Source organism: New Jersey aster yellows phytoplasma, from assembly GCF_002554195.1.
Classification (GTDB): Bacteria; Bacillota_I; Bacilli_A; order Acholeplasmatales; family Acholeplasmataceae; genus Phytoplasma.
This window is the reverse complement of record NZ_MAPF01000044.1, coordinates 1-6,902: the sequence shown is the minus strand read 5'-3', so window position 1 is coordinate 6,902 and position 6,902 is coordinate 1. Positions and strand designations below refer to the sequence as shown.

Genomic DNA, 6,902 nt, shown 5'->3' with positions numbered 1-6,902 from the left:
TTTTTATATAAATAATTAAAAGGTTTTGAAAACTTAAATTATTATTTTAATATTTATTTTTTCGATAAGAATTCTAAAAGAATACAAAGAAAATTACTTTCCTCCAATATTTAAATCCCCCACAAAAACACTAGAACTACCAAATCCTGAAGTTTGAAATTCAAAATCATTAGCAATAGTTTCTATATTTTTAAGAATATCAAAAAAATTACCAGAAACAACAATCATTTTAACAGGAGTTGTAACTTTTCCTTTTTCAATTCTAAAACCACTAGCTTGTAGACTAAAATCTCCACTAACAGTTTGAATTCCTGCATGCATCCCTACTAAATCAGTAATATAAATACCATTTTGAATAGATTTAATCATTTCTGCAAAATTTTTTGTGCCAGGAACCAAATAACAATTAATCATAGAAGTGCTACCACCAAAACTGTTTCCAGTCGGGGCTTGTTTAAAAATACGAGCAGTTTTTAAGTTATGAATAAATCCTTGAAAAACTCCTTTAGTAATAATTGGTTTGGTTTGGCAAGCTACTCCCTCATCATCAAATTTTTCTTTAAAATAAGCCCCATCGTTTAAAGGATCTTCAATAATGCTAACTTTTTCAGAAGCAATTAAACAATTAACTTTATCTTTTAATTTAGTTAAGTTACGATAAGCACTTGTTCCAGTAAAAATATCGCTGAAACTTTCCAAAAGGTCTGCAAACATTTCATTAGAAAAAACAACTGGATATTTTTGAGATACCAAAGATTTAGATCCTAATTTTTTTTCGCCCATCTCAACAATTTCGTTACCTAATTTAACAGGATTAAAGGTTACAAAATCTTTAGCTAAAACACTTTTGCCATAAATTTCAACTTCACCTTCTTTTTGAAAAACCGCAGAAGCATATAAATAAGCATAGCTGTTTTTGTGCGATAAATTGAGTCCTTTGGAATTTAACAATGTTTTTTTATAACAAACTTCTTGATAAACAATGCCGTTAGTAGCTTGAAAATAGGAGCTTTGCAACATTATTTTTTCTAACTGCAACAACAAATTTTGTTTTTGTTCTAATGGAACTTTTCCAAAATCAAAGTTATTTTCCAATACTTCAGGATAACTGGAAGACCCTTCAAAAATAAGAGCAGGTTCTTTGGAAGTAATTGTTTGGCAATTTTCTTTGAGGGTTGTAAAAGCATTATCAAAAGCGCTGTCAGTTAAATGTTCTAAAGCAATAGAAGTTTTTTTGTTGACAAAAATACCCCTTATAACTGCAGAAGCGACATCGCTCCAAACACAAGCATCTATTTTGCCTTTTTCCAAAGATAGTTTAAAAGTTTGGGTTTCATGAATTGCAATTTCTAATGCTTCAAAACCTTGTTGCATTCCTTTTTCTAACCACTTTTGATAATTGTTAGTAGTAGGGTTTGTGTGGATGGTTTGGTTTTGTTGTTTTGTTGTTTTTGTTAAATCGTTTATCATTTTTGATTTCCTCCTACAATCATTTCTTTTACTCTAATAGTTGGCTGTCCTACATCAACTGGTAGAGAACCAGAACAAGAACCACACATTCCTTGACCTAAAACTAAATCATTGGCAACACGGTCAATTTTAAATAAAATATCTGATCCATGACCAACCAACATTGCTCCTTTAACATGGGTTGTTAATTTACCATTTTCGATTAAATAGCCTTCGTTAACTACAAAATTAAATTCGCCAGTAGCAGGTACAACTGTGCCACCACCTAGACTTTTGGCATAAAGACCGTAAGGAGTATCTGCAATAATTTGTTCGGGCGTTTCTGTGCCTTTTTCGATGTAAGTAGAACTCATGCGTGAAGTAGGAGAGTATTTATAAGATTGTCTGCGAGAAGAACCGTTCGATTGCATCTTCATTTTGCGTCCGTTTCTAAAATCAATTAAATAATCTTTAAGGATGCCTTTTTCAATTAAAAGTTTTTTTGGGTGGGGTTGCCCTCATCATCAAAATTAATACTTCCCCAAGCTCCCGGAATAGTTCCATCATCATAAGCAGTTACAACTTCGGAAGCAACTTTTTGATTTAATTTGTCACAAAAAGGAGAAAGACCTTTAGCAACTGCAGTAGCTTCAAGGGGGTGTCCGCAAGCCTCATGGAAAATAACACCTCCAAAACCATTATTAATTATAACTGGCATAGTTTGAGGTTTTAAAGATTTAGCATCCAACAAATCAACTGCTTGTTTCGCTACTTGTTTGGCAATTGTTTCTAAATCAATTAAATCCAAGAATTCCAATCCCATTGCGCGTCCAGGAGATTCAAAGGCTTCTTGCATTTCTTGTCCTCTTTGTGCCACTCCTACAAGTCCACATCTAATATAACTACGTGTGTCATTTTGATAAACGCCTAAAGTATTAGCAATTAAAACATGTTGTTCTTTTTGGCTTAAAGAGGTTATGGATTGAATAATTTGAGGATCATAATTTTGAATAATAGCCGATAATTTAAGTAATTTTTGGGCTTTTTGTTCTTGAGTCATACTGTTATAATGTTTTTGGATAGTATTTTTTAGAGGTTTTTCGGTTTGCAAGGCAATGACTTTATTTGCTTTTCCTTGAAAAGTTTTTTTAATTTTAAAAGCAAGGATAAAACATTTTGATAATCAGTTTTATTAGTGTAGCCATAAACTTCATCAAAGCCTTTTAATAATCGAATGCCTACTCCAAAAGTATTATAAGTATCAGCAGAAACTACATCTTTGCCAATTACTTTAAGAGTGTGAGAATAAGTATTTTCAAAAAATAATTCTGCAAAATCAGCTCCTTCATCTAAAGATAAATTTAGAATTTTTTGAATATCTTCTTTATTTAACATCAAATAATATTCTCCTTTATATTGTTTGCAAATCTCTTTTATTTTATCATTTTTTTAAGATTTTTAAGCATATTATATAAAAATTTCCCAAATGATATTTATTATTATTATTTTAATTTGTTTGTTTTATAAAAAATATATTATAATAAAAACACAATAAGGGGGAGCATATAAAAGCATGAAACATTTAAATAAGCATTTTTTAATTCATTTATTCTGTTTCATCATTAAATATTAACTTTAAAAAAACTGTATATAATATAAATATTTATTTTTTAAATCATTATTAATATTATAAAAAGAAAAGATGCAAGTAAATATTTGGAATCAAATTTATTATTTTTAAACCAGAATTAGTTAAACAAGTAGGAAGTCAAATATATTTTTGGAAAACTCAAATGAAAAATAATTTTTAATTTCTTTTCTTTTAGTGATTTTGTTATATTCGGGGATTTATTACATTTCATATAGATAGCATTTTAAAAAAACCATATTAAATACCCTTAATAAAAAAATTCTTATTATAGTAGAAATATTTTTTTGAATATGTTCGCTTTTATCTCTTCCATTTGTTTTTTATTCGTTTTGTTAAAGGGTGTATATAGTAATGAAAGGAAGAACATTTAGTCAATTAATTTTTTAAGTAAAATATATTGAAAACCCACAAATAGCTCCCAATGGTAAAAATAACCAATCCAAAAAAAAAATACAAATACCCCAAAAAAAGAACAAAAATAAATGAAAACAATTAAATAAAACAAAAACTCCTTATATATTAAAAGGAGTTTTTTAAATATTCTTTTATATCTTTGAAACAAATAATTATTTAGTAGCAAGAATAGCAAGAAAGGCTTTTTGAGGTAATTGCACTTTTCCTAATGTTTTCATTTTCTTTTTGCCTTTTTTCTGCTTCTCTAATAATTTCTTTTTACGCGTAACATCGCCTCCATAAAGTTTAGCTGTTACATCTTTGCGCATAGCTTTGATAGTTTGTCTGGCAATAATTTTTTTTCCTAAAGCTGCTTGAATAGGGATTTCAAACATTTGTTTAGGAATAAACTCTTTTAAAGTCTCACAAATAGCCTTTCCTCTTTCATAGGCAAAATCATGATGAACAATTAAAGATAGAGCATCAACAATTTCTCCATTTAATAAAATATCCATTTTTTGTAATTTAGAAACACGATATTTATCTATTTCATAATCAAAAGAAGCATAGCCTTTGGTTAATGATTTTAACTTATCAAAATAACTATAAATAATTTCTGAAAAAGGTAGTAAATAATTAATCATTACTCTTTGACTATCGATATATTCAATATTTTGAAGGGCTCCTCTTTTGTTTTGGGAAAGCTTCATTACTTTACCAATATAGATTTCAGGACACATAATAGTAGCTTTAATAAAGGGTTCTTCAATGCGATCAATCATTTGAGTGGATGGTAGTTTGGAGGGATTATCAACTAAAAATTTTTCTCCTTTGGTAGAATAAACATGATAAATAACAGAAGGAGCAGTAGCAATTACTTCTACTCCAAATTCACGACTAATTCTTTCTTGAATAATTTCCATATGCAAAAGTCCTAAAAAACCAGTTCTAAAACCAAGTCCCAAAGCATTAGAACTTTCAGGCTCAAAAATTAAGGAAGAATCATTGAGTTTTAGTTTTTCCAAAGCTTCTTTGAGAATGTCATATTTATTAGTTTCGACAGGATAAAGTCCACAAAAAACTACTGAATTCATTTGTTTGTATCCCAATAAAGGAAGCAAAGCTTGATTGGTTTGCGAAGTAATGGTGTCTCCAACTCTTACATGATTAATACTTTTAATAGCAGCAGTAATATATCCTACATCACCTGGTGCCAAAAAATCTTTTACAATTTGTTTAGGATTATAAACTCCTACTTCAACTACTTCATAAACACTATTACTTGCCATAAAACGAATTTGATCGCCTTTTTTAACTGTTCCATTGACGATTCTAATGGAAGGCACAACTCCTTTATAAGAATCAAAATAAGAATCAAAAATTAAGGCTTGTAAAGGTTTTTGAATGTCTCCTTGAGGAGGTGATATTCTAGTTACTATTTGTTCTAAAATATCAATGACTCCAAGCCCTGTTTTTCCACTTGCAATTAAGGCTTTTTCGGGGTCAAGTCCCAAAGTTTCTTTAATTTCTTCTTTAACTTTGGGCACATCTGCGCTTGGCAAGTCAACTTTATTCAAAACAGGAATAAGGGTTAAATTGTTTTCAACAGCTAAATAAACGTTAGCAAGAGTTTGGGCTTGAATGCCTTGGGAAGCATCAATAATTAAAAGAGCACCTTCACAAGCTGCCAAAGAACGTGACACTTCATAACTAAAATCAACGTGTCCCGGTGTGTCAATCAAATGCATAATGTAATTTTTGCCATCTTTGGACTGGTAGTTAATTTCTACGGCATTTAATTTAATAGTAATTCCGCGCTCGCGTTCTAAATCCATAGAATCCAAAATTTGTTCTTTCATTATTCTTTTGTCAATCGTGCCTGTAAATTCTAAAATACGGTCGGCTAGAGTTGATTTGCCGTGGTCAATGTGGGCGATAATGGAAAAATTGCGGATGCATTTTTGCCTTTCTTTTAATTGTTCTATATTCATTTTTGTTTGTTTCCTTTATAATTTGGCTGGTTTTAGTTAGTTTTTAAGGTGGTTTTATTCTTTCTTAAGTTTTTTAAAATAACAATTATAAATCATTGCAAAGCCAAATTATTTAATATCTAATTCAAAAGTTATTATAACAAAAAAAAGGTTCTAGGTGCAAAATTAGTTTTTTTGTAATTTTAAAGTTATTAAAATTATAAACTATGGTTAAAATTCAATTAAATCAAAATTTTATTTTGGCTCAAAAATTATAAAATAAGAATAAATAAGTAGCAAAAAGGACCAACTTAAAGTTGATCTTAATTTGTTTTTTTAATTTGAAAATATGGCAAGTTTGAAAGTTTTTGAAAAGTATTGGAACTAACTAAATATTTTATTTTTTGGTTTCTTTGAGATTTTTTGAAGGTGAATTTGGGATGAATTTATCTATAAATTCTTCGGTAAGCATTAAGGAATTTTGAGGACTTCTAGGTTTATTAAATGTAGGATGGTATTTTTCCTTGCCTGGTTTAAATAAATGATATTTTTTGTAAATGTTAGTCATTTTTGGGGTTCTCCAAAAAAAATAAATATTTTGGCTTTCATTTTTCATTTGTAAAATATCATCTAAAGTGTATTTGTTCCAATCACCAACATCAAAGTTATCAAAAGGAGATTCAAAATAAATCCCTACTAAATCCAAAGGAGGAGTTTTGATTCCCGTCATAACGCTATATAAAAAAACGCCTGAAAGATCTTGTCCATTAAATGAAGGGAAACAAGCTATCCAACCATCATATTGAGGTTGTATTTTGCAGATCATTTGATGCATTAAAGTAGGTTTTAAATTTTCCATATAAACATGGGTTTCAGAATTTTTAAGAGTGCCATCTTGCATAAATTCACTATCAGGTAATATAAAATGATAATGTTTTTTGCCATTTACTGTTTGAATATAAAGAGGTAGTGTGTCTTTTTCTTCAATGATTTGTTTGGGGTTTTTAATTTGGGGTTGAATTTGTTTTGTTTCTTGTGATTTTGATTTTTCCAAATTAGAAGTTTTGACCAAATTTTGTTGATTGGGGTTTTGATTTTGGTTATTAGTTAATTGTATTTTTTCTGATGGTTTACAGATTGAATGTCTTTTTTGTAAACTTAATATTAATAATAATAATAATAATATTAGTATTATTGATGAAATAAAACATAAAAAAGACACTAATTTATTTTTTTGGTTAAATAATTTAATATTCAAAAGATTTGTTTCCTTAATAAAAAATAAAATAATAGGGTTAAATGAATATTAAATAAATTATTTTATTTATTTTTTTTAACTGCTCAAGCTAAATTTTTTTGAATGTTTCTGTAATTAAAAAGATTTAAGGAGGATATCTATATTTTTTTAGTTTGGCAAGTTTGGTTTTGCTATTGTTATC

3 protein-coding genes and 1 pseudogene are annotated in these 6,902 nt (G+C 28.6%); all 4 read right to left on the bottom strand.

Annotation, left to right across the window (positions count from 1 at the left end; all coding sequences use genetic code 11):
- Positions 1-93: 93 nt before the first annotated feature.
- Positions 94-1,470: a TldD/PmbA family protein gene (locus tag BBA70_RS01735; RefSeq protein WP_011412613.1), complete on the bottom strand. Its 1,377-nt coding sequence runs from the start codon at positions 1,468-1,470 to the stop codon at positions 94-96.
- Positions 1,467-2,844, bottom strand: a pseudogene (locus BBA70_RS01730) (TldD/PmbA family protein). The gene BBA70_RS01735 and the pseudogene BBA70_RS01730 overlap by 4 nt, the downstream one beginning before the upstream one ends.
- Positions 2,845-3,666: 822 nt before the next feature.
- Entirely contained in the window at positions 3,667-5,484 is a 1,818-nt protein-coding gene (gene lepA / locus BBA70_RS01720; RefSeq protein ID WP_011412611.1) for a translation elongation factor 4, read from the bottom strand.
- 376 nt (positions 5,485-5,860) lie between these two features.
- Positions 5,861-6,721, bottom strand: a complete 861-nt coding sequence (locus tag BBA70_RS01715) for a hypothetical protein (protein WP_252861538.1) — start codon at positions 6,719-6,721, stop codon at positions 5,861-5,863.
- Positions 6,722-6,902: the final 181 nt, after the last annotated feature.